This window comes from Streptomyces marinisediminis (assembly GCF_026262575.1).
In the GTDB taxonomy this organism is placed as follows: domain Bacteria; phylum Actinomycetota; class Actinomycetes; order Streptomycetales; family Streptomycetaceae; genus Streptomyces; species Streptomyces marinisediminis.
The window spans coordinates 1-21,065 of sequence record NZ_JAPKFL010000007.1; the positions used below are offsets into that span (position 1 = coordinate 1).

Sequence of the window (21,065 nt, forward strand, 5' to 3'; positions counted from 1 at the left end):
CGCCCGGGGACGGGTGGCCGTCTCCCTCGCCTGGGGCCCGTGGGCCGACGGGGACACGCCGCACGACGCGGCCCCCACTCCGGCGGCGCCCGCGGGCCCGGGCGCCGCGGACGAGGAGGCCGGGCTGCGCCGTCGCGGCCTGACGCCGATGGCGGCGCAGCCGGCGCTGGACTGCCTCGCGCGGGCGGTCGCGGGCGACGCGGCGACGCTGACGGTCTGCGCCGTGGACTGGGACCGGTTCGCGACCGCGTTCACCGCGCTGCGGCCCAGCCCGCTGCTGGCGGACGTGCCGGAGGTGGCGCGCCGCGCGGCACGGGCCCAGGCGGAACAGGCCGAGGACGCGGACGCCTCGACGGCGCTGCGGGAGCGGCTGGGTGCGCTGGGCGAGGCCGGGCGGGAGGCCGGGCTGGTGGCGTTGGTGCGCGAGCAGGCGGCGGCCGTGCTGGGCCTCGCGTCGGCCGAGGACGTCGAGCGCGAACAGGCGTTCCGCGAGCTGGGCTTCGACTCGCTGATGGCGGTGGAGCTGCGGAACCGGCTGACCCGGCACACCGGGCTGCCGCTGCCGGCCGGGTTCGTCTTCGACTACCCGAACGCGGTGGCCGCGGCCGGACTGCTGCGCCGACGGCTGTTCCAGGACGCGGCGGCCAGCGGCGAGGGGCTGCTCAGGGAGCTGGACCGCCTGGAGGCGTCGCTCGGCACCGCGGAGCCGGACGCGCTGACGCGGACCCGGGTGGCCGTCCGGCTCCAGGCGTTCCTGACGAAGTGGCAGGGCGAGGAGCAGGAGCGCGCCGCGGACGACGGCGGGGTCCTCGGGACGCTGGGCTCCGCCTCGGACGACGAGCTGCTCAGCTTCATCGACCGCGAGATGGGCCGCTAGCCGTACGACGGCCCCCGGCCCCGGCGCGCACGGCTGTGCGTCGGGGCCCGGCGCCCGTGCCCGCGGCGCGGCGGACGCGGCCGGTCCCGGGGCCGGGTCCGGCCGCTTCCGTCGCCGCTCCAGCCGCCCTGTAGGCGGGGTCACGAGCCTGTAGGTGGCCAGGAGTATTCCCGTCGGCGAAGAGGTCAGGGGGCGTGGTGGAACGCGACTGCCGTGAGGGGTTGGACGGTCTGGTGGCGCAGCTCGCCGCCTGCGCGGACGGGGTCGGCCAGCTCGCGCTGGTCTCGGGCGGGCTGGCGAGCGGCAAGACGCACCTGCTGCACGCGTTCGCCCGGCGGGTGAAGGACAGCGGCGCGCTGCACCTGTCGGCGACCGGCACGCGGGACGCGGCGGACTTCCCCGCCGGGTGCGCGGTGCTCGATCAGCTCTTCCGCAACCCGGACCTGCCGCCCGGGGTGGCCGAGCGCGTCGGCGCGCTGCTGGCGGACGCCCCGGCCGACCCCGAGCACGCCGACGCCTCGCGGGTGGTGCACGCGCTGTGCGTGGAACTGCTGGAGCTGGCCAGGGCGCGGCCGCTGGTGGTGAGCGTGGACGACGTGCAGTTCGTGGACCCGCTGTCGCTGCGGCTGCTGCTGCGCCTGCGTCGGCGGATCGCGTCGGCGCGGGTGATGGTCGTGCTGACCGAGTGGAGCTGGCCGCACCCGGCGATGACCCGCTTCCACGCCGAGATCACCCAGCACCCGCACCGGCGGCTGCGGTTGGCGCCGCTGACGGAGGCGGCCGTCGCGGAGCTCGCCGCCGCCCACGCCGCGACCGCCCCCGGCGACCCCGGAGCGGCACCCGGTCCCGGCGCGGCGCCGAAGGCGGCGGACGGGGTCGCCGGCGAGGCCCCGGGCGCGGCGCGGCACGCCGCGCTCGTGCGGCTGGGCGGCGGCAACCCGCTGCTCGTGCACGGGCTGCTGGAGGACAGCCGCACGCTCCCGCCCGGCGCGCCCCTGCCCGGGCCCGCCTACGGGCAGGCGGTGCTGAACTGCCTCTACCGCTGGGACGCCGCGCTGCTGACGGTGGCCCAGGGGCTCGCGGTGCTCGGTGGCGACGCGGCCTCCCCCGGCGTCGTCGGCGCGCTGGTGTCGCTGCCCGAGGACGCGGTGCGGCGCGTGGTGGACGCCCTGGCGGCCGCCGGGGTGCTGGACGGCGCCCGGTTCCGGCACCCGCTGGCGGAGCGGGCCGTGCTGGGCACCCTGGCGCCCGGGGCGCGGGCCCGGCTGCACGCGGCGGCGGCGGAGCTGCTGCACCAGCGCGGCTGCGCCCCGGAGGCCGTGGCGCGCCAGCTCGTCGCGGGCCGGGACGCGGGCCCGGCCGGGGCGTGGGTCACCGGGGTGCTGCGGGCGGCCGCCGCCCGCGCCGCCGCGCAGGACGACACCGCCGCCGTGACGGAGTGTCTGGAGACCGCGCTGGACGCCTGCGCGGACCCCGCCGAGGCCGACGCCGTGCGCCGCGAGCTGGCGCGCGCGGTGTGGCGGGCGGACCCGGCCAGGGCCGACCGCCTGCTGGCGCCCGACCGAGCGGAGCTGGCCACCGGCGCCCCGCCCCCCGCCACCGGCCCCACCCGGCACACCGGCCCCACCGCTGCCTCGCCCGCCCGCGCCCCCGAGGCCGCGCGCACCGCGCTGGCGCTGCTCAGGCAGGCGCTGTGGCAGGGCGACGAGGACACCGCCCACCGCGCCCGCGCCCGGTACGCGGAGCTGGCCGCCGTCGACGAGGCGTGCCGCGACCGGTACGCGGAGGCCGAACTGCTGCTCGCCGAGCGCTGGTTCCACGGCGGCGCCGGGTCACCGCGCGACACGCGCCCCCCGGGCGGCGCGGACCCGGACCGGGAGGACCCCTGGGTCCGGGCGGTGCGCACGGTGGCCGAGAGCAGCGCCGGGGCCAACGCCAAACTGGCGGTGCCCAGCGCCGAGCACATCGTGGAGAGCTGCCGGCTGGAGGACACGCTGCTGGAGGTGGTGCTGGCGGCGCTGCTCACCCTCGTCCGCGGCAACCAGGCGCAGCGGGCGCGGGAGCGCGCGGAGCGGCTGTACCGGGAGGCGGTCCGGCGGCGCGCCCCGGTGTGGCAGGCCGTGCTGGGGGCGGTGCGGGCGGACGTCGCGCTGCGCCACGGCGAGCTGGGCGCGGCGGCGGACGGGGCGCGGTCCGCGCTGGCGCTGCTGCCGCCCGGCGGGTGGGGGGTGCTGCGCTGGTACCCGCTGGGCACGCTGGCCTCGGCGCTGACGGCCGCCGGGGACCTGACCGGCGCCGAGGAGGCGCTGCGCCCGCTGGCCTCGGGCCGCGAGCCGGGCCTGTCCACGGCCTGGGGCCTGCGCTGCCTGTACGCCCGCGGCCAGTTCCAGCTCGCCTCCGACCGGGTGCTGGCGGCCGTCAGGGACTTCCAGACCTGCGGGCGGCTGGCCGAGGAGGCCCGGCTGGACAGCGCCGAGTTCGTGCCGTGGCGCAACGGGCTGGCCGAGGCCGACCTGCGGCTGGGCCGCACGGTGCTGGTGCGCGACCTGGTGCGCCAGCAGCTCGCCCAGGCCCGGGGCGTCAGCCTGCGCACCCAGGGCGTGTCGCTGCGGCTGCTGGCGGCGGTGAGCGACCTGACGCAGCGGCCCGGGCTGCTGCGCAAGTCGGTGAGCGCGCTGGAGGCCGCCGGGGACCGGCTGGAGCTGTCGCGCTCGCTCACCGACCTGAGCGTGGCCTGCCGGGGCGTGGGCGAGCTGGAGGAGGCGCGCGCGGTGGCCTGGCGCGCGACGCAGGAGCGCAAGCTGTGCCGGTTGGTGCCCGCCCCGGTGGCCCCGGGGGCGGCGCGCGGACCGGTCAGGGCCGAGCCGCCCGCCCCGGTCCCGGCCGCGGCCGGGCGGACGGCCGCGCACGGCTCCGGCCCGGACGCCGACGTCGGCACCGGCACCGGTGCCGGGACCGGCCCCGCCCTCGGCGCCGGCACCGGCACGGGCGTCGGCTCCCACGCGGGCGCCGGTGCCGGCACCGGCTTCGGCACGGCGCCGCTCGCGGTCTCGGCCGAGCCCGCGGGGGGCGCGCTCGCCGAGGTGCCGGGGCAGGGGGCCGAGCGGGGGGCCGGGCAGCCGCTGCTCAGCGACGCCGAGAGCCGGGTGGCGCTGCTGGCCGCCCGGGGCTACAGCAACCGCGACATCAGCCGGCAGCTCTTCATCACCGTGAGCACCGTCGAGCAGCACCTCACCCGGGTCTACCGCAAGCTGGGCGTCAGCACCCGGCGGGCCCTGCCGACCCGGCTGCTGGCCCCGTGACCGGGCACCGGGCGGCGTCGCCGGGGCCGCTTGAGAAACGCCGGTACGGCCGCTCGAAGCGGGCTCATGGATCAGGCCCGCGTCCGGCACCGGCCGTTAGCGTCGCAGGAGTGAGGGCGCCGCGAGGCGTCACCTGGTCCCGGCCGAAGGGGAGTCGCCATGGAACCGTGCCCGGCACCGCCCGTCACCCCGGACCCGGCGTCCGGTCCGGACGCCGCGCCGGGCGGGCCGCTGCGCCTGTTCGTCTTCCCGCACGCGGGCGGCTCCCGGCTGACGTTCAAGGAGTGGCCGGCCCGCTTCCCCGCGCGGTGGCGGGTGCGGCCGGTCGACTACCCCGGGCACGGCCTGCTGGCGGGTGAGCCGCCCGCCTCGGACGCGGCGGTGGTCGTCGACCGCCTGCTGCGCGACCTGCCGCTGGGCCCGCGGGAGCCGCCGTTCGCGTTCTTCGGCCACAGCATGGGCTCGCTCATCGCCTTCGAGTTCACCCGGCGCCTGGTGGCCGAGGGCCGCAGGCCGCCGGTGTGGCTGGGGCTCTCCGGCTGCGGCGCCCCGCGGCGCGGCGGCCCCGGCGAGCCGTCCGGCGGCGAGCCGTCCGACAGCGAGCCGTCCGACAGCGAGCTGCGCCGCCGCCTGGCCGAGCTGGGCGGCACCCCGGCGAAGATCCTGGACGACCCGGAGCTGTGGCGCGTCTTCGCCCCGGTCATCCGCGCGGACGTCGCCCTGGTGCGGCGGTGGCGGCCGCCCGCGCGGCCCACGGCCCTGCCGGTGCCGCTGTCGGTCTTCCACGGGGAGGAGGACACCACCGTGCCCGCCGGGCCGCTGGAGCGCTGGGCCGACTCCAGCGAGCGGTTCCTCGGCGTGCGGCGGTTCCCCGGCGGTCACTTCTTCTTCCTGGCCGATCCGGCCCCGCTGACCGCGCACATCGTCGCCGACGTGCGCGCGGCGCTGCACCGCCCCGGCGAGCGGGCGGGCGTCCGGTGACCCAGTTCCGCATCCTGGGCCCGGTGGAGGTGTACGACGCGGGGACGGGCCGCCGCGTCACCCCGCCGGGCGTCAAGCAGCGCACGCTGCTCGCGGTGCTCGCGGCGGAGGCGGGCCGGCCGGTGACGGTGGACCGGCTCGCGGACGAGCTGTGGGGCGAGGACCAGCCGCTGCGGTCGGCGAACGCCGTCCAGGCCCACGTGGCGCGGCTGCGCCGCCTGCTGGACGGCCTCGACCGCGCGGGCGGGCCCGGCTGGATCGGCACCGAGCCGCTGGGCTACGTCCTGCGCCTGGGCTCGGCGAGCACCGACGCGCGGACCTTCCAGCGCCTGTCCGACGAGGGCCGGGCCGCGGCCGCCGCCGACCCGGAGCGGGCCGTGCGGCTGCTGCGCCGGGCCCTGGCGCTGTGGCGCGGACCGGCGCTCCAGGACTGCCGGTGCGGGCCGCTGGGCGAGGCGGAGGCGGAACGGCTGGAGGAGCGCCGGCTCACCGCCCTGGAGTCGCTCTACGCGGCGCTGCTGCGCTCGGGGCGGCCCGAGGCGGTGGCGGCGGAGCTGGAGCGGCTCACCGACGAGCACCCGCTGCGGGAGAGCTTCTACGCGCTGCTGATCCGCGCGCTGGACGGCGCCGGGCGGCCGGCCGAGGCGCTCAGCGTCTACGAGCGGGCCCGGCGTCGGATGGCGCACCAGCTCGGCACGGAGCCGGGCCGGGAGCTGCGCGCGCGGCGGGACGGCCTCCTGCGCCGCCTGCCCTCCCGCTCCCCGCCGCCGCTGCTCCCGCCGCCGCCCCCGCCCCGCGCGTCCGCGCCGCCGCCCGACGGGTTCTCCGGCGCGGCCCTGCTCGACCTGGGCAGCGAACTCGTCCGGCTGCGGCAGCGGGTGGAGGAGCTCACGCGCGAGCAGGCCAGGCTGCGCCGGCGGTGCGACGAACTGGCCGCCGCGGCCCGCGCCCGTGCGGTGGCCCCGGCCCGCCCGATGGCCTGATCACCTGCCTGCCCGCCCACTCGACGGACGCGGGCGGGCGGGCAGGCGGGCGAGAACAGGCAGAGGCAGGCAGGTGCACGCGGGCACCGGCGGGCGCGGACCGGCGCGCGCGGCGTCAGCGGGCCCAGGCGCCCGGCGGGGTGAACGCCGCCGGGGCCGGGTGGCGCACCGGGCGCGGCCGGGGGGCCGGAGGGCGTGCGCCGGGTGCGGCGGCCGCGCCCAGCCCGCACAGCAGCGCCGCGAGGGCGGCCACCTCCTCGGCCGTGGGGTTGCCGCGCGTGACCCGGATCGAGGCGGCCGCCAGCGCCTCCCGCCCGCTCACAGCGGCAGGTTCCCGTGCTTGCGGCTGGGGCGCGCCGCGTGTTTGGCGCGCAGCATCTCCAGCGTGGCGGCGAGGCGGGCGCGCGTCTCGGCCGGGTCGATGACGTCGTCGACCAGGCCGCGCTCGGCCGCGTAGTAGGGGTGCATCAGCTCGGCCCGGTACTCCTTGATCTTCTGCGCGCGGGTCTCCTCGGGCTGGTCGGAGGCGGCGATCTCGCGCCGGAAGATGACGTTCGCCGCACCCTCCGCACCCATCACCGCGATCTCGTTGGACGGCCAGGCCAGCGCGACGTCGGCGCCGATCGAGCGGGAGTCCATCACGATGTAGGCGCCGCCGTAGGCCTTGCGCAGCACGAGCGAGACGCGCGGCACCGTGGCGTTGCAGTAGGCGTACAGCAGCTTCGCGCCGTGCCGGATGACGCCGTGGTGCTCCTGGCCGACGCCGGGCAGGAAGCCGGGCACGTCGACGAGCGTGACCAGCGGGATGCTGAAGGCGTCGCAGAACTGCACGAACCGCGCGGCCTTCTGCGACGCCTGGATGTCCAGCACGCCGGCCAGGTGCGCGGGCTGGTTGGCGACCAGGCCGACGACGTGCCCGCCCAGCCGGGCCAACGCGCACACCACGTTGGGCGCCCACCGCTCGTGCACCTCGAAGAAGTCGCCGTGGTCGACGATCTCCTCGATGACCTCGCGCACGTCGTAGGAGCGGTGGGGCTCGCCCGGCACCAGGTCCAGCAGCGCCTCGCAGCGCCGGTCGACCGGGTCCGTGAGGTCGCCGGCCGGGGCCAGTTCGCGGTTGTTGGCGGGCAGCAGCGACAGCAGGTGCCGCACGTCCTCCAGGCAGGCGGCCTCGTCGTCGTAGGCGAAGGCGGCCACCCCGGAGGCGGCGGCGTGGCTGTCGGCGCCGCCGAGGTGCTCCATGCTGACGGCCTCGCCGGTGACGGCCTGCACGACGTCGGGACCGGTGACGAACATCTGGGAGGTGCCGCGCACCATGAACACGAAGTCGGTGAGCGCGGGCGAGTAGGCGGCGCCGCCCGCGCACGGCCCCAGGACGACGGAGATCTGCGGGATGACCCCGGAGTTGCGCACGTTGCGCTGGAAGATGCCGCCGTACCCGGCCAGCGCCGTGACGCCCTCCTGGATGCGCGCGCCCGCCCCGTCGCACAGGCCGACGAGCGGTGCCCCGGCGGACTCGGCGAGGTCCATCAGCTTGTGGATCTTCTCGGCGTGGGCCTCGCCGAGCGCGCCGCCGAAGATGCGGAAGTCGTGCGCGTAGGCGAAGACCGTCCGGCCGTGCACGCGGCCCCAGCCGGTGACGACGCCGTCGGTGTGCGGGCGCCTGGCCTCCAGCCCGAAGCCGGTGGCCCGGTGCCGCCGCAGGCCCTCCACCTCCTGGAAGGTGCCGTCGTCGAAGAGCAGGTCCAGGCGTTCGCGGGCGGTGAGCTTGCCCTTGGCGTGCTGCGCCTCGGTGGCGCGGGCGCCGGGTCCCTCGGCCGCCCGGGCGCGCAGGGCGGCCAGCTCGGCGGTCCGCTCGCGCAGGGTCCCGGCGGGCGCGGGCTTCCCGGCGGGCGCGGGGGCCGCCCCGGAGCCGCCGTCGCCGGGCGGGGCGCCGGGGCCCTCCGTGGCGGGGGTCCGCCCGGGGCGCGCCGCGGGGCCGCTCTCCAGCGGTCTGTCCTCAACGATGCTCATCTCGTCCCCTTCGAGCCGAAGGCACCGGACGCGGCCGGTGTCGCGGCGTCCCAGCTTCGGCCGGGCGGCTCAAGCCGCGCTCGGACCGGGCACGGGAGCGGCTACGGAGCCGCTGGGGCCACCACCCGCACCGCCGTGCGGGCCGCGCCGCGCCCCGCACGGCGGTGCGGCGCGCCTCCGGTGCTCAAGGGCCGCTCAAGACCGGGTGGAGATCCGCTCGCGTCCCGGTGGAGTCCGACGGGCGCCGACGGGGCCGGGCGGGGCCCGCCGCCGCCCTGGTGCGATGGCGCGGGGAAGGCCCCAGGGGCGTCCCCGGGCGCTTTCGGCGGCGGTGCGGGGAAAGCGCGGGACCTTCCGCCACCCGCCGTTTTCCGGCCGCGTCGGCGGAATTCGGCCAGGGCCCCGCCGATTTCCCCACGGCGAAAACCGCACGGGGTGCCTGTTTTCCGTTCCGCCCGGCCGCGGGCCGCCGCGCCAAGGGCTCCCCGCCCCATTCCCCGCACCACTCCGGTCCGTCCGGCTTCCCTGAGCCGGAACCCGCCCGGAACCGCCGGTTCCACCGAATACCGCGCGCCCCGCCGAGCGCGCCGCCGCCGTCCGGTAACCGCCCCGGGCACCCGGCGGCATTTCCGTTCCCGGCCCGCCCGGCCGCCGCACGCGAGCCCCTATCCCCCGTCCGCCACCCGCGATTCCCGCCCACCGCGCCCGCGCTGACTAGGGGTTCCGCGGCCGGCAACCCCTCAGTTCCCCCGACGCCGTGGATTTCCCGCGCATTCCGGCCTAGCGTCGGCATTCCTCGACCGGTTCGCGCGAGGCGACGCTGACGAAAGTGTCTCCGGCCAGGCGGCACTGGAGGTGTCTGTGCGGGTCCAACCGATGCCCGGTGTGTGCGTCGCTTCCGTCGACGCCGACGGCTGCCTGGAACTCCTGGCGGAGTCGGCCGCCTTTCCCGGATTCTCCGGCCGCTACTGGTGCGGCCCCGTGGGCACGGCCATGTGGATCGCGCTGCTGCGGCACGACGGCGACGCGGAGGCGGCGGCGTCCTCGCTCGCGGAAATCTGGCGGACCGCGCCGGAGAACGCGCGCGCCGACCTGGAGATCTGGATCGAGGAGATGCGCGACGCCGGCCTGATGTGCGCCCGCCCCGCCCCCTGAGACGGCCGCCGCCCGCACCCGGCCCCCGGCCGGCTTCCGCCCCGGCTCGACCGCTTGTGTAGGGGTGAGGCGTCACCCTGGTCGCGGGAAACAGGGGTGGCCTACGACCACGGGGGCGAGTATGGGAACCACACGGACCGGTCGGGCGGCGGCCGCGCACGCCGTCGACACGGCGCTGGCGCGCTGCCTGGCGGGCGGCTCCGGCGTCCTGCTGGTGGAGGGCGCCACCGGCTCCGGGCGCAGCACGCTGCTGGACGCCGTGGCCGAGCGCGCCGCCGCGGCCGGTGCCACCGTGCGCACCGCGGTCGCCACACCGGCCGAGCGCCACCGTCCGCTGGGCGTCCTGCGCCAGCTCACGCACGCCCTGCCGGACGCCGCGCCCGCGCTCGCGCCCCCGGCGGGCCCTCCGGCGCCGCCCGGACCGGCCGCGGACCTGGCCGCCCTGGGCGCGTGGCTGCACGCGGGCGGCGCCGGGCGTCCCGTCGTGTGGTGCGCGGACGACCTGGAGCACGCCGACGCCGAGTCGCTGCACGCCCTGTGCCACCTGGCCCGGCACGCCCGCACGGCCCCGCTCCTGCTCGTCCTCTCCGCGCCGCCACCCGGCCACCGCCTGGAGCCGGGGACGCGCGGCGACCTGGCCCACGTCGCCGAACTGGCCCGCCGTCCGCACTTCCGCCGCGTGCGCCTCGCCCCGCTCACCCCGGCCGAGACGGCCGCCGCGCTCGCGGACCCGGAGGGCGCGCTCGCCGACCCGGACGGCCCGGCGGTCCCCGCCCCCGCGGACACCGCCGCGCTGCACCGGCTCAGCGGCGGCAGCCCCCTGCTGCTGCGGGCGCTCGCCGAGGAACGGCGGCTGGGCCTCGGCCCGGCCGCCGAAGAGGCCGACCCCGACGGCCCGTTCGCCCAGGCCGTGGCCGCCTGCCTGCGCCGCGCGGGCGCGCCCGCCCGGGCGGTGGCCCGGGCCGTCGCCGTCCTGGGCGCGCCCGGCACGGACCCGCGCGTCACCGCCCGCCTCGGCGTGGACGCCGCCACCACCGCCCGGGCCCTGACCGCGCTGACCGACGCCGGCGTGCTGGCGGGCGCCGCCTTCCGCCACCCGGCCGCGCGCGCCGCCGTGCTGCGCGACACCGGCGCGGACGTGCGCGCCCTGCTGCACCGCCAGGCCGCCCGCACCCTGCTCGCCGACGGCGCGCCCGCCGCCGACGCCGCCGCCCACCTGCTCGCCGCCCCGGCCGGACCCGCCGCCGGGGCCGACCCCGCCGCTGACCCCGCCGACGCCGCCGCAGCGGCCGCCGACGCCGAGGTGCTGTACGACGCCGCCGAAGCCCTGCTCGGCCGGGGCGAGCCGGGCCCGGCCCGCGAGCTCCTGGCCCGCGCCGGGGCCGCAGCGGGTGGTGACGCCCACGCCGCGCTGGCCCTGCGCGGGGCGGCCCTCGCCACCCGCTGCGACCCCGCCGCCGCCGACCGCCGGCTCGACGCCCTGTGCCGCGCGGCCCGCGCCGGGCGGGTCCCGGCGGGGCAGCGCACGCCGCTGGCGGCGCTGCTGCTCGCCCACGGCCGCGTCCCGGACGCCGTCGAGGTCACCGCGCCCGCCGCGCCGCCCGCGTCCGGCGACGCCGTCCACCCGGACCCGTCCGCCGCCCTCGACCCGCTCCTCGACACCGACCCGGAGGCCGCCGAGCGCCTGCTGGACTCCACCGCGCTGACCGACGCCACCCTGGCGCCGCTGGCCCAGGCCGTGCGCGGGCTGACCGGCTCCGGGTGCCCGGACCGCGCCGTGCCGTGGAGCCGCCACCTGCGCGACGAGGCCGACCGGGCGCACGCCCCGGGGTGGAGCGCGCTGTTCGGGACGCTGCACGCCGAGGCGCTGCTGCGGCTCGGCGACCCGCGCGGCGCCCACGAACAGGCCACGGCCGCCCTCGCCGCCCTGCCCGCCCCACCGGAGGGGACGGGCGCGCCGGACGGGCTGCGCTGCGCCGCGACGGCCGCCCTGGTCCACGCCTGCGCGGACCTCGGCCGGTACGCCGAGGCCGCCGCCCTGGCCGCCCGGCCGGTGCGCCGCCTGCCGCCCGGCCTGCCCGCGCTCGCGTACCTGCGCGCCCGCGGACTCCACCACCTGGCGCTCCACCAGCCCCGGTCGGCACTCGCGGACTTCACCGAGGCCGGCCGGCTCATGGCCGAGTGGGGCGTGGACCGGCCGGCGTACCTGCCCTGGCGCACGGACGCCGCGGAGGCGCTGCTGCGGCTGGGCGAGCGGCGGCAGGCCGCGCACCTGGCCGCACGGCAACTGGACCTGCCCGACGGACGGCGCCCGTGGGCGCGCGGCCAGGCGCTGCGCGTGCGGGCGCTGGCCGGCGACGCGCGGCAGCGCACCGCCACGCTGCACCAGGCCGTGGACGCGCTGCACCGCTCCGGCGACCGGGTGGCCGCCGCCCGCGCCATGGCCGACCTCGGCCGGGCGCTCCAGGCGGACGGCGCCGCCGCCAAGGGCGGCGCGATGGTGCGCACGGCGTGGAACCTGGCCCGGGACGCCGGGGCGAGCGCGCTGTGCCGCGAGATCCTGCCCGCCGCCCCGCTCACCGCCCCCCGCACCGCCGCCCCCCGCACCGCCGCGCCCCGCACCGCCGCTCCCCCGCACCCCGCGCCCCGCACCGCGCCCACTCCGTGCACCGCCCCCGACGCCACCCGGACGGCCCCGGGCGGCGCTCCGGGCGCCCTTGCGGGCGGCACCCCGGCGGCCCGGACGGCCCCGGACGGCGCCCGCCCGGCCCGCGGCACCGCCCCGGCGACCACTCAACCCGCCGGGCCCGCTGAACCCGCCGGGCCCGCGACCACCGACACCGCGCGGTCAGCACCGGCACCGGGTCCGAAGCTGAGCACGTCCGAGCAGCGCGTGGCCACGCTCGCGGCGCAGGGACTGACCAACCGGGAGATCTCCGCGAAGCTGTTCCTCACCGTGAGCACCGTCGAGCAGCACCTGACCCGGGTCTACCGCAAGCTGCGCATCAGCCGCCGCGGCGACCTGCCGCTGGACCTGCGCCAGCCGCACCGCACCCCCACCTGACCGGGCGCCGGGACGCGGCCCGGCGCCCGCGGGTCACTCCGCCCGGCGGTCGGCGTCCCGCAGCGCCCGGGCCAGGGCGCGGGCCGAGGCGTCCGTGCCGTCGGCCGCGCCGCCCAGCGCGACCGGGGGCGGACGCCAGCCGTGCGCGGCGACGCGCTGGGCCGCCGCGTAGGCGACGGCGCCGCCGCCGGAGTGGCACCCCAGCAGCAGCGGCTCCCCCGCGGCCAGCGCGGGCCGCAGCACGGCCAGGCAGGCGGCGACGTCCGCCGGGGCGGGCACGGCCAGCAGCGCCCGCGGCCCGGGGTACGCGGCGGCCAGCGGGGCGTAGCAGGCGGGGTCGGCGTCCGGCGGCGGCACGAGCACGACCGTCCCCGCACCGGGCCGCGCCGCCGCCCGCAGGACGACCGGTGCCCGGCGCTCCGGCCGGTGCGCCCGCGGCACGGCCGACTCGCCCAGCAGCTCCAGGGCCTGGGCGACGGTCGTCGACTCGCCCACCACCAGCGGCAGTTCCCGCAGCAGCAGGGTGGTCAGGGCGACCGCCCTGGCGGCGTCCCGCTCGGCGAAGCGGGACCGGTCGTACACGCCGGTCAGCACCAGCCCGCCGCCCTCGTCGTGCCGGGCGGTCAGGGACAGCGGCAGCGCGGTGGCGGCGTCGACGGTCTCCGGCCAGGTCACCCGCACGCCCTGCTCGGCCAGTTCCTCGTACAGCGGGTCCAGGCCGGGCGAGGCGGCGTGCCGCGGTGACGCGAAGGCCAGCACGCTCTGCACGGCCGGCGGCCCGGCGGGCGGCACACCGGGCGGCCCGGCCGGCCCCTCCGGCGGCCCGGGCGGGGCGGCGCTCCAGGCGTGCGCCTGCCCGGCGGACACCCACTCGTAGCCGCTCACCTCCAGGTCGCGCGCGCCGAGGTCGGCCAGCAGGCGCGCGACGGGCGCGGCCGGGTCCACCGCGACGTGCAGGGGGAGCGCGTCGCCCAGCGGGCCGGGCAGCAGGGCCGCGCCCTCCAGCAGCACGCCGCGGCCCGAGGTGGCCCGGGCGAACGCCACCGTCCGGACGGCTCCGGAGCGGTCTCCGCCTCCGGAGGGGGCCGGGTTCCCGGCGGCCCGGTAGAGCAGCAGGGCCCAGGCCGCGTGCAGCGCGGTGCTCTCGGAGATGCCGCGCCGGGCCGCCCAGTTCCGCAGCCGCGCGGCCTCGTACCGGGTCAGCGCCCGGCTGGTGCGCCCGTGCCCCGGCGGACCCGGGCGGCCACCGGGTGCGGCGGGCAGCGTGAGCGCGTCGGCGGGCGGCGCCGCCGTGGTCCACAGCGCCCGCGCGGCGGCCGGGTCCTGCCCGGCCAGCCAGTCGAGGTGGTCGCGCACGTCGGGGCGGCGCTCCCCGCCGGGCAGCGTGCCCCCGGCCGCGTAGGCGCGGTAGAAGGCGCGCTGGAGCAGGCGCACGCTGACGGCGTCCAGCAGGGCGTGGTGGTAGGTGAGGACGACGCGGGTCGCCGCCGGGGCGCCGCCGGTGCCGTCGGCCTCGGTGACGAGGGCCACCCGCAGCGGCCCGGGGCGCAGCGGCTCGAAGGGGCGCAGCCGCTCCCGGGCCAGCGCGGCGTCCGGTGCGGCGGTGTCGCCGCGCCGGTGCGCGACCTCCACCGCCGCCTCGGCGTGGACGCGCACCAGCGGCCCCGCGCCGGGTGTCGCCGGGGGCGCGAACGCGGCGCGCAGCACGGCCTCGCGGCGGGCGACGGCCTGCCAGGCCGCGCGGAACCGCGCCACGTCCAGCGGCCCGTGCCAGAGCCAGTGGAGCTGGCCCACGTGCGGGTCCGTGCCGGGCGGGGCGGTCAGGGCGTCGAGCAGCACCTCGCGCTGGTGAGCGGAGGCGGGCGGGGCGGGCGCCGGTGCGGCGGGGGGACCGGGGACATCGCTGGCGGGCAGTGCGGCCTCCTCGGCGGTCGGTGCCGTCCCCGGCCCCGACCGGGAGCCGGCGGCGGGCGGGTGACCTCCGCTGCGGGCGGCCCGCCCAGGGGACCCGGTGAGCAGGTCCGCGAGGGCCCCGGCCCGGGGCGAGTGCGGGGTCAGCCGCAGCGTGTGGCGCGTCGGCGAGTGGCGCAGCAGGTCCGGCTCGCCGGGGCCCGCTCCCGCCGCCCCGTGCGCCCAGGCGGCCAGGGCGGCGGCGAGGGACCGCCGGTCCAGCGACCCGCGCAGGTCGAGTTCGGGCCGCGCTCCGGGCGCGATGACCACCGTCATCCTGCCGGGCATGCGCTCCCCCCATTCTCAGCGCTCGGTGGCACGGAGGACGAGTGTGCACCGGGGGGCCACGCGGCGTTGACACACCGCTGACGCGCTCACCCGGACCGGTGAGCGGAGCGGGCGCGCGTCCCGGCGGCGTCGAGCACGGCCAGCGCCCGGCGGCGCAGCGTGTCGCGGACGTGCTCGCGCGCCCCGCCGAGGTCGCCCCCGCCGAGGTCGCCCCCGCCGCTCAGGAGCACCCGGTGCCGGCCCACGACGGTGACCGCCCCGCCGTCGGGCACGACGGTCCACTCCCCGGTGTGCGCGGCGACGGGCCCGCCGGCCAGGGTGTGCTTCCACACCAGGCGGCCCGCGTGCGGGAAGCACACCTGGGCGCCCTCGGCGGTGTGCCGGGAGCCGTCGGCCGCCAGGAACCCGGCGCGCAGCACCTGCACGCCGGGGCGCCGCTCGGTGACGTCGATCCGCGCGACGTCCGGCAGCAGGGCGGGCCAGTCGGAGAGGCGGTAGAGGACGTCGTAGACGGCCTCGGGCGGGCCCGGGAAGCGCGCGGTGTCCTCGAAGCTGAGCAGCAGGTCGTCCAGCCGGGGCCAGCGCTCGGCGGCGTCCCGCACGCCCGCCAGCACCTCCCGCGCGTGCGCGCCGGTGGCCCGCCGGACCCGGGCGGTGTCGGCCGCGTGGCCGTCGGCCACCGTGAAGTCGCAGGTCAGCGTGGCGCGGCTGTGCCCGGGGCCGAGCGGTTCGACGGTCCAGGTGCCGCGCAGGACGCCGACGGGCCCCTCGGACGGCTCGTGGCGGAAGTCGACGCGCAGGCCCGCCGCGTCCAGCCTGCGGTGCGCGACCCAGGAGGTGAGGGCCCCGTCGACCAGGACCCACACCAGCGAGCGCTCGGTGGCCCCGTCGAACTCCAACCGCTCGGTGTGCACCGCCGAGGGCACGAACAGCGGCCACTGCGGGGTGTCCGCGAGCACCGCGAAGACCACCCCGGCGGGAGCGGCCACGTCCACCGCGTTCCCCGTGCTGTGCAACCGGCCCACCGTCACCGCCACCCACACCCTTTCTTTCCCTCCCCGTCCGGATTCTGTAAGGCGCCGCTTGAGAACCGCTCAAGAGCGCCCGCCCGGGCGGGCGTCGGCGGGGTGCGGCGGGCACGCGCCGTGGGCGGCGGAACGGCCGGCCGGCGCGCGCCCGCCGGTGTCCACGTGCCGCGCGGGCGCGCACCGGCGCGCGCCCGCGGCACCGGCCCGCCCCGCGGACGCGCCCCCGGGCGTCAGCGGCGGACGTCCGCGCCCGGCGCGGCTCACCCCTCGGCGTCGGGCTTCCGCGCGGCCCGGCGGATGGCGGCCTCCCGGGCGCGGACGTACCACACCCCGACGAGACCCAGGCCGCCCCCGGCCAGGCACGTCCAGATCCACCACGCGTGACCCCGGTCGGCGTACCAGGAGTAGAAGGGCACCTGGGCGACGAAGAGGGCGAACCACACCGCCGTGCCGACGACGACCGTCCGCACCACGTTCCCCTCCAGCGGCTCCGGCGCCTCGTGCCGCCCGTCCAACCACCGACCCAACCGCATCGCCCACCGCGTCCTTCCGTACCGCCCGCAGCTCTCGCCCCAGCCTATCCGCGCCCCGGCCCGGGGCTCCGGGCCCGTCCGTCCAACGGCCGCGAGAGGCCACCCGCCCCGGTGGCGTGGGAGCCCGGCCGTGCCCGCACGGGCGGGCACGACCGGGACGGGCGGGCCCAGCCGGGACGGGAGGGCCCAGCCGGGACGGGAGGGCCCAGCCGGGACGGGCGGGCACACCCCCGGCCTGTCGGTGCGGGCCGGAGCGAGGGCGCCGCCACCCCGCGCCCAGCCCCGGGTGCCGTCCCCGCGGCGCCCAACCGGGGCCGTGACGAACGCCACGGCCGCGGCTGGCCGATCGGTCAGAACTGGCCGATCGGTCAGTTACCGTGGAGGGCATGGCACGTTCCGGTTCCACCCTGCGGGGCAACCTGCTCGACGCCGCGCTGCGCCTGTTCGCCGTGCACGGCTTCCGGGGGACGTCGTTGCACGACATCGCCTCCGAGGTCGGCTGCTCGAAGGCCTCGCTGCTCTACCACTTCCGCAGCAAGGAGGCGATCCTCGCCGAGCTGATGGCCCCGGCCGGGGCCGCGCTGGCCGAGCTGACCGCGCGGCTGGAGGAGCTGCCGACCGCGCGGGTGGCCGAGGCCGCCGTCACCGGGTTCGTCGACCTCGCGCTGCGGTTCCGGTTCGAGATGAAGATCCTCTTCGGCGACATCGCCGAGATCACCAGCCACCCGGCCCTCGCCGACACCCCGGACCAGGCCCAGCGGCTGGTCCACGCGCTGACCGGGCGCGTGGACGACCCGGCCGCCGAGGTGGCCGCGTGGATGGTCATCGGCGGCGTCTTCGTCACCGGCGTCAGCGACGTCGGGGTACCCGAGGCGGAGCTGCGTGCCCGCATGGTCGAGGCCGCGTCGCGGACGCTCGGCCGGTCCTGATCCCTCCAGGAGAAAGTCACTGATCGCCATGGCGACCTTCCTGTACCGGCTCGGCCGGTTCTCCTTCCGCCGACGCGGACGGGTGGCCGTTGTCTGGCTGCTGCTGCTCGCGCTGCTGGGCGGAGCCGCCGCCCTCTTCAGCGGCCCCACGTCCGACAAGTTCACCATGCCCGGCACCGAGTCGCAGCAGGCCCTGGACGCGCTCGACCGGGAGTTCCCGCAGGCCAGCGGCGCGGCCGGGCAGATCGTCATAGCCGCGCCCGAGGGCGGGCGGCTGACCCCGGAGCAGATACGGCCCATCGTCGCCGAGGCGGCCGAGGTGCCCGGCGCGGTCGCCGCCACGGACCCGTTCCAGTCCGGCGCCCTCACCCCCGACGGCCGCTACGCGCTCGTCCAGGTGCAGTTCGCCGACGACGCGCAGGAGATCACCGACGAGCAGCGCGCCGCGTTCGCGGAGGCCGGGGCCGACGCCGAGGGCGTGCGCGTCGAGCACGGCGGCGAGGTGATGTCCGCCACCGCCGTGGAGGTGGGCTCCACCGAGGTGCTCGGCGTGCTCGTCGCCGCGCTGGTGCTCGTCATCACCTTCGGCTCGCTGGTCGCCGCGGGGATGACGCTGCTCAACGCGCTCATCGGCGTCGGCGCCGGCATGGCGGGGCTGTACGCGCTCAGCGGTGCGGTGGAGCTGACGTCCACCGCGCCGATCCTGGCGCTGATGCTGGGCCTGGCCGTCGGCATCGACTACTCGCTGTTCATCACCTCCCGCTACCGCCACCTGCTGACCGAGGGCGTGCGCGCGGAGGAGGCGGCCGGGCGCGCGGTGGGCACCGCCGGGTCGGCCGTCGTCTTCGCCGGGGCCACCGTGGTCATCGCGCTCTCCGGGCTGGCGGTGGCGGGCATCCCGTTCCTGACCGTGATGGGTCTGGCCGCCGCCGCGACGGTCGCCGTGGCCGTGCTCGTGGCGCTGACGCTGCTGCCCGCCGTCCTCGGGTTCGCCGGGGCGCGCGTCCTGCCGCGCAAGCTGCGCGGCGCCGCCGCCCCCGCCACCGCCCCCGCCTCCGGGCGCGAGGGGTTCGGCTTCACCTGGGGCCGGCTGGTGAGCAGGCTGCGCGTGCCGGTGCTGCTCGTCGGCGTGCTGGGGCTGGGCGCGCTGGCGCTGCCCACGCAGGACATGCGGCTCGCCCTGCCCGACGCGAGCACCCAGGCCGAGGGCTCCCCGGCGCGGGAGGCCTACGACCTGGTCAGCGAGGGCTTCGGGCCCGGCTTCAACGGGCGCCTGCTCGCCGTCGTCTCCGGTGAGACCCCGCAGGAGACGACCGCCGCCGCGCAGGAGGCCGCCGGGATCATCCAGCGCACCGACGGCGTGCTCGCCGTCACCCCGCCCCAGCCCAACGAGGCGGGCACCACCGCGCTGCTGAGCGTCATCCCCACCACCGGGCCCACCGACGCCGCCACCGAGGACACCGTGCACGCCGTGCGCGACAACATCGAGGGCGTCGAGGGCGTCGAGGGCGCCGAGGGTGTCGAGGGCGCCGACGTGGCGCTGACCGGCGCCACCGCGCTGGGCATCGACGTCTCCGAGCAGCTCGCCGACGCGCTCCCGCCGTACCTGCTGCTCGTGGTGGGCCTGTCGGTGCTGCTGCTGATGCTCGTGTTCCGCTCGGTGCTGGTGCCGCTCAAGGCCGCGCTGGGCTTCCTGCTCACCGTGGGCGCCACCTTCGGCATCACCGTCGCCGTCTTCCAGCAGGGCACGCTGGCCGGCCTCGTCGGCGTCGACAGCCCCGGGCCGCTGATCAGCTTCCTGCCGATCCTGCTCATCGGCATCCTGTTCGGCCTGGCGATGGACTACGAGGTGTTCCTCGTCTCCCGGATGCGCGAGGACTTCGTCCACGGGGACACCGCGCGGCAGGCCACGGTCAACGGCATGGGCCACAACGCCCGCGTCGTCACCGCCGCCGCGCTGATCATGACGGCCGTGTTCGGCGGGTTCGTGTTCATGGACGACCCGATCATCAAGTCCATCGGCTTCGCCCTGGCCGTCGGCGTGGTGATCGACGCCTTCATCGTGCGCATGGCGATCGTGCCCGCCGTGATGGCGCTGCTCGGCCGGGCCGCGTGGTGGCTGCCGCGTCCGCTGGAGCGCGCGCTGCCCAACCTCGACGTCGAGGGCGAGGGGCTGCGCAGGACGCTGGAGGAGGCGCCCGAGCCGGAGCGGGCCGCATCCCGGGGGTGACCGCACGCGTGAGGCCCCCGCTCCGCCGGGCGGAGCGGGGGCCTCACGCGTACCGGGAGCCTCGCATGCCCCGGATGCCTCACGCCGCGCCGGACGCCTCGCGTGCGCCGACGCCTCGCAGGTACCGGGCGCCTCACGCGTACCGGGCGCGGGCGGCGCGGGTCACGCCAGGCCCAGCACCTGCTCGATCGGGCCGAGCAGGAAGTACACCAGGAAGCAGGCGCCCACGGCGTTCAGCAGCCAGGGCACGTCCCGCAGGCGGCCGGTGGCCGCGCGCAGCACGAGGTAGGACAGCACGCCGATGCCGATGCCGTTGGTGATGCTGTAGGTGAACGGCATGGCGATCATCGTCAGGAACGCGGGGACGGCGATCGTCAGGTCGCCCCAGTCGATGTCCCGGACGTTCGCGGCCATGATCAGCAGGCCGACGACGACGAGCGCCGGAGTCGCGGCCTGCGAGGGCACGACGGTGGCCAGCGGCGTGAAGACCAGCGCGAGCAGGAACAGCCCGCCGGTGACCAGGTTGGCCAGGCCGGTGCGCGCGCCCTCGCCCACGCCCGCCGTCGACTCCACGAAGCAGGTGTTCGCCGAGCAGGAGCCGAAACCACCGCCCGCGACGGCCAGGCCGTCGGTCATCAGGATGCGGCCCATGCCGGGAAGCTGGCCGTCGGCGTCCGTCAGCCGGGCCTCCTCGCCGACGCCGATGATGGTGCCCATCGCGTCGAAGAAGCCGGACAGCAGCACGGTGAAGACGAACAGGCACCCCGTGACGAGCCCGACCTCGGCGAAGCCGCCGAACAGACTGACCTCGCCCACCAGCGAGAAGTCCGGGACGCTCACGACCTGGTCGGGGAGGGCGGGCACGGCCAGGCCCCACGCCTCGTCGGGCACGTCCGCGACGGTGTTGACGACGACGGCCAGCACCGTCATCGCCACGATGCTCACCAGGATCGCGCCGCGCGCCTTGCGCACGACGAGCGTGAACATCAGCGCCAGTCCGAGGACGAAGACGAGCACCGGCCAGCCCTGGAGCTGCCCGCCCTGCCCGAGTCCGAGCGGCACGGTGGTGTTCGCCGCGTCGGGGTTGCGGCTGACGAACCCGGAGTCGACCAGGCCGATGAGCGTGATGAATAGCCCGATGCCGATCGCGATCGCCCGGCGCAGCCCGCCGGGGATGGCGTCCATCACCCGCTGCCGCAAACCGGAGGCCACCAGGACCATCAGCACCAGGCCGGCGAGCACCACCATGCCCATGGCGTCCGGCCAGCTCATCTGGGGCGCGAGCTGGAGCGAGACGACGGCGTTGATGCCGAGTCCGGCCGCGAGCGCGATGGGCACGTTGCCGATCACGCCCATCAGGACGGTGGTGAGCCCGGCCATCAGCGCGGTGGCCGTGACGAGCTGGGCGTTGTCGAGCTGCTGCCCGTACTTGTCGGTGCCCGAGCCGAGGATGATCGGGTTGAGCACGATGATGTAGGCCATCGCGAAGAAGGTGGCCAGCCCGCCGCGCAGTTCGCGCCCGACGGTGGAGCCGCGCTCATGGACGCGGAAGTACCGGTCGAGCACGCCGGAGGGCCGGCTCCGGTCGGACGGGGGCGGCGGTGCGCCTTCGGCTGTGGCGGCGGCAGCCGGAGAGGACATGCGGAACCTCTTGGAGAAAGCGACAACGAAGGTCGGCCGAACGGGGGTAGTTGCAGTATGAACAGACAAACTCCCGGGCGACGAGTCTCCG

14 protein-coding genes are annotated in these 21,065 nt (G+C 78.4%); 8 read left to right on the forward strand and 6 right to left on the reverse strand.

All coding sequences use genetic code 11. The annotated features are described in order from the left end of the window. From OSB71_RS07555 to OSB71_RS07570, 4 genes are all read left to right on the forward strand, one after another. Positions 1-877 (forward strand): phosphopantetheine-binding protein (locus tag OSB71_RS07555; protein WP_265945616.1); only part of this gene is annotated, 877 nt, incomplete at its 5' end. A gap of 194 nt (positions 878-1,071) precedes the next feature. Next, complete coding sequence (locus OSB71_RS07560; protein WP_265945618.1) at positions 1,072-4,179, forward strand: helix-turn-helix transcriptional regulator; 3,108 nt, start codon at positions 1,072-1,074, stop codon at positions 4,177-4,179. A gap of 159 nt (positions 4,180-4,338) precedes the next feature. Then, positions 4,339-5,160, forward strand: coding sequence for a thioesterase II family protein (locus tag OSB71_RS07565; RefSeq protein WP_265945620.1), 822 nt, complete (start codon positions 4,339-4,341; stop codon positions 5,158-5,160). Beyond that, positions 5,157-6,143 carry an AfsR/SARP family transcriptional regulator gene (locus OSB71_RS07570; RefSeq protein WP_265945623.1) on the forward strand — a complete coding sequence of 329 codons (987 nt, stop codon included), beginning with the start codon at positions 5,157-5,159 and terminating at the stop codon, positions 6,141-6,143. The genes OSB71_RS07565 and OSB71_RS07570 overlap by 4 nt, the downstream gene beginning before the upstream one ends. A 115-nt stretch (positions 6,144-6,258) precedes the next feature. On the opposite strand, the gene OSB71_RS07575 is transcribed toward OSB71_RS07570, so the two are convergent. Next, complete coding sequence (locus OSB71_RS07575) at positions 6,259-6,465, reverse strand: acyl-CoA carboxylase epsilon subunit (RefSeq protein ID WP_265945625.1); 207 nt, start codon at positions 6,463-6,465, stop codon at positions 6,259-6,261. Further along, entirely contained in the window at positions 6,462-8,156 is a 1,695-nt protein-coding gene (locus OSB71_RS07580; protein WP_265945627.1) for an acyl-CoA carboxylase subunit beta, read from the reverse strand. Before OSB71_RS07580 ends, OSB71_RS07575 begins: the two co-directional genes overlap by 4 nt. A gap of 876 nt (positions 8,157-9,032) precedes the next feature. On the opposite strand from OSB71_RS07580, the gene OSB71_RS07585 reads away from it, so the two are divergent. After that, complete coding sequence (locus OSB71_RS07585; protein WP_265946063.1) at positions 9,033-9,311, forward strand: PqqD family peptide modification chaperone; 279 nt, start codon at positions 9,033-9,035, stop codon at positions 9,309-9,311. A gap of 121 nt (positions 9,312-9,432) precedes the next feature. Next, positions 9,433-12,375, forward strand: a complete 2,943-nt coding sequence (locus OSB71_RS07590; protein WP_265945630.1) for a helix-turn-helix transcriptional regulator — start codon at positions 9,433-9,435, stop codon at positions 12,373-12,375. A 33-nt stretch (positions 12,376-12,408) separates the two neighbouring features. Here the strand turns inward: OSB71_RS07590 and OSB71_RS07595 are convergent, their stop codons facing one another. The 3 genes from OSB71_RS07595 to OSB71_RS07605 form a co-directional block, all read right to left on the reverse strand. Further along, entirely contained in the window at positions 12,409-14,613 is a 2,205-nt protein-coding gene (locus OSB71_RS07595; RefSeq protein WP_265945633.1) for a condensation domain-containing protein, read from the reverse strand. A gap of 86 nt (positions 14,614-14,699) precedes the next feature. Then, on the reverse strand, positions 14,700-15,650 hold the full coding sequence (locus OSB71_RS07600) for an aromatase/cyclase (protein WP_265945635.1): 951 nt from the start codon (positions 15,648-15,650) through the stop codon (positions 14,700-14,702). 251 nt (positions 15,651-15,901) lie between these two features. Further along, complete coding sequence (locus OSB71_RS07605) at positions 15,902-16,174, reverse strand: DUF2530 domain-containing protein (protein ID WP_265945637.1); 273 nt, start codon at positions 16,172-16,174, stop codon at positions 15,902-15,904. A 386-nt stretch (positions 16,175-16,560) separates the two neighbouring features. On the opposite strand from OSB71_RS07605, the gene OSB71_RS07610 reads away from it, so the two are divergent. After that, a complete protein-coding gene (locus tag OSB71_RS07610) occupies positions 16,561-17,103 on the forward strand; it encodes a TetR/AcrR family transcriptional regulator (protein ID WP_265945639.1) in 543 nt (180 codons plus the stop codon). Between the two features lie 28 nt (positions 17,104-17,131). Beyond that, positions 17,132-19,333 carry an MMPL family transporter gene (locus OSB71_RS07615; RefSeq protein WP_265945641.1) on the forward strand — a complete coding sequence of 734 codons (2,202 nt, stop codon included), beginning with the start codon at positions 17,132-17,134 and terminating at the stop codon, positions 19,331-19,333. A gap of 162 nt (positions 19,334-19,495) precedes the next feature. On the opposite strand, the gene OSB71_RS07620 is transcribed toward OSB71_RS07615, so the two are convergent. Further along, positions 19,496-20,974: an NCS2 family permease gene (locus tag OSB71_RS07620; protein WP_265945643.1), complete on the reverse strand. Its 1,479-nt coding sequence runs from the start codon at positions 20,972-20,974 to the stop codon at positions 19,496-19,498. Positions 20,975-21,065: the final 91 nt, after the last annotated feature.

What these genes read in the sequence shown, in the direction of transcription:
- OSB71_RS07565 (WP_265945620.1), top strand. Translation starts at nt 4,339, where the DNA reads ATGGAACCGTGCCCGGCACCGCCCGTCACCCCGGACCCGGCGTCCGGT.
- OSB71_RS07580 (WP_265945627.1), bottom strand. Translation starts at nt 8,156, where the DNA reads ATGAGCATCGTTGAGGACAGACCGCTGGAGAGCGGCCCCGCGGCGCGC.
- OSB71_RS07585 (WP_265946063.1), top strand. Translation starts at nt 9,033, where the DNA reads ATGCCCGGTGTGTGCGTCGCTTCCGTCGACGCCGACGGCTGCCTGGAA.
- OSB71_RS07590 (WP_265945630.1), top strand. Translation starts at nt 9,433, where the DNA reads ATGGGAACCACACGGACCGGTCGGGCGGCGGCCGCGCACGCCGTCGAC.
- OSB71_RS07595 (WP_265945633.1), bottom strand. Translation starts at nt 14,613, where the DNA reads ATGCCCGGCAGGATGACGGTGGTCATCGCGCCCGGAGCGCGGCCCGAA.
- OSB71_RS07605 (WP_265945637.1), bottom strand. Translation starts at nt 16,174, where the DNA reads ATGCGGTTGGGTCGGTGGTTGGACGGGCGGCACGAGGCGCCGGAGCCG.
- OSB71_RS07610 (WP_265945639.1), top strand. Translation starts at nt 16,561, where the DNA reads ATGGCACGTTCCGGTTCCACCCTGCGGGGCAACCTGCTCGACGCCGCG.
- OSB71_RS07615 (WP_265945641.1), top strand. Translation starts at nt 17,132, where the DNA reads ATGGCGACCTTCCTGTACCGGCTCGGCCGGTTCTCCTTCCGCCGACGC.
- OSB71_RS07620 (WP_265945643.1), bottom strand. Translation starts at nt 20,974, where the DNA reads ATGTCCTCTCCGGCTGCCGCCGCCACAGCCGAAGGCGCACCGCCGCCC.